Origin of the sequence: Porphyromonas sp. (assembly GCF_030529325.1) — a bacterium.
Classification (GTDB): Bacteria; Bacteroidota; Bacteroidia; order Bacteroidales; family Porphyromonadaceae; genus Porphyromonas_A.
Genome location: NZ_JAUMXC010000090.1, coordinates 1 through 2,368 on the forward strand (window position 1 = coordinate 1; position 2,368 = coordinate 2,368).

Consider the following 2,368-nt stretch of genomic DNA (forward strand, 5'->3'; position numbering starts at 1 on the left):
AAGGATGATCAAAAGCCCGAAGACGGGGATAAGCCTAAGGATGATCAAAAGCCTGAGGAAGACCACAAAGAGGAGGATATTCCGGGACTTCTCTTTCCTCAACCGGACAATGCTCGCGAACTAACCGGATATCCCGCCGAGCGTCTTTACGCAATCCTCACAAGCAAAAAATTTGATCAAGTCCTACCCCTCGGTGGAACTCATATATCAAAAGAACAGTTGGCAGAGATAAAAGCGTTTACCGACCAACTTATAGCTTCAAGTAGTGCAAAAAATCAAAAGGAAAAGCATGACGTCCTATTTCGTTGGATTCGAAAGCATGTCAAATACGGACATGTTGTCGATCCTTCTATTCCGGACTACAACAGCGCTTACACCACATTCAAGTACAAAAATGCGATCTGCCAAGGCTACTCCAATCTGCTGAAAGTCTTCTGCTATACCCAGGGGATCAATGCTCCTGTCGTAAACGGATTGGCGAGGTTCAATACCCTCGGCAACCCCGGCGGACATGCGTGGAACTACGTACTCTTGGACGGCAAGTGGTACGTCTCGGATGCTACCAACGGAATCTTCTATGATGCCAATGACAAAAAGAAGTTCAATTACCTCCTTCCCGAACACATAGACTTCGCACTATGGGAAGATGATAAGATGGTTTACACCTATCAAAATAGAGAACTCACCATAAGCGCGGTACGCGACTCTTACTCTGATAGCAAGCTGACTGTCCCTTACAGTGTGGGAGGCTTCCGCATCAGCAACTTCAACCCGAACACAATATCAAAGTCGGTGAGGGAAATCTATCTCGGTAGCAATATCAAACTTTTAGGGCCATCAGACCACCGTCAACTCCTGATCTCAGGAAAAAATCTTGAAAAGATCGCAGTCGACCCTAAGAATCCTCATCTCGAAAGTTACAAGGGTGCAATCTATGACAGAAAAAACAGCCCTGACACTCCGATCCTGATCCCTGCCAAACTCAAGCACATATACCTCAAACCAATCAAACAAGTTGGTAAAAATGTAATATACGGACACCTTGGAGTAGAGGTATTGCACTTTGCAGAAGGGACTGAAATCATAGACAATTTTGCGGTGGAAAATTGCCCTAACCTACGCACAGTGTATCTTTCAAAATCAATCAAAGAAGTTGGCAACAGAGCCTTCGATGGTTGCCATCCAAGCCTCAAAAAGATACAGAGGTAAATCTTACAAAAAGAAACATGTTGGTGTCATCAACATGAGAAGGAAAAAAGAGAGGCAGCCTCATAACTCGATATTTATGAGGCTGCCTCTTTCTCTATCGACAAAGAGTCAAAAAACTGTGGTGTACTGAAAAAAGTTGACAGTAGCGGAGGAGAAAAAATCAAGAACCCACTAACCAAACATTTCAGTATTCCGGAGCGCCTTCACATTCTCGAAGAATATCTCGGCTCGGACCTCAGCAAGTATGCCATCGAGAAGAAATATGGCTTGAATCGGGGGAGTATTTACTTTTGGCTTCGTAAATTCGGGTTATCAGACAAGCTTAAAACAGAAGTCATGAAAACTCCGACAGATGATAATGCGCTCAGCATGAGCGAACAAAAGGAATTAGCACGTCTTCGCAAGGAGATCCGTCAGCTCAGAGCAAAACTCAAACACGAGGAGCCGGGACACAAAGCCTACAAGTTGCTCGTTGAATTGGCAGAAGAAACCCACGGCATCGAGATAAGAAAAAACTCCGAAGCCAAGTAGTTCAGCGTTTGTCAGAGGACAATCGGCCTCATCATCCTGTCACTCTTCTCTGCGAACTGCCCGGCTTCAGCCGTCAGGCTTACTATAAACGCAACCTCAGGACTCCAAGTCCCTACGAATCAGAGATCTTGGAGACAAGCATCATCCTCTACTTCAGGCATTTGCGAAGGAGAGAACACCTTCCCAAAGCCGGCTTCAGGGAGTTGTTCCTGCTGTGCAAAGAATACTTCGGGGAAAAGTTCCTCATCGGCAGAGATCGCTTCTGTGCCCTGATGAGAGCCAATGAGTTAATACTTCGTAAGCGACGTTATCGCCCCCATACAACCAACTCCGACCATCACTTCCACAAATACGAAGATCTGCTCAATACCGAATCGAAATATGAGTCCAAGAAGCCGGGAGATCTCCTTGTGGCTGACATCACTTACATCTCCTATCGTGGCGGTTTCGCCTGTTTATCCCTCCTTACAGACGCATACAGCCGTTGTATCGTGGGGCACTGTCTGCACCCGACACTTGAAGTGGAGGGTTGTATCTCGGCCCTCAAACAAGCATTTGACTTCTATAAAAAACCATTTCTGTCCGATAAAGTTTTCAAGATAGAAAAATAGGTCTTTCAAGCCTGGTG

Annotated in this window: 1 protein-coding gene and 1 pseudogene; both read left to right on the top strand. The window is 45.7% G+C overall.

Annotated elements, in window-relative coordinates:
- A partial coding sequence (locus Q4A14_RS08905; RefSeq protein ID WP_303171518.1) for a transglutaminase domain-containing protein occupies window positions 1-1,209 on the top strand: 1,209 nt, incomplete at its 5' end.
- A 159-nt stretch (window positions 1,210-1,368) separates the two neighbouring features.
- Window positions 1,369-2,306, top strand: a pseudogene (locus Q4A14_RS08910) (IS3 family transposase); the annotation flags it as partial.
- Window positions 2,307-2,368: the final 62 nt, after the last annotated feature.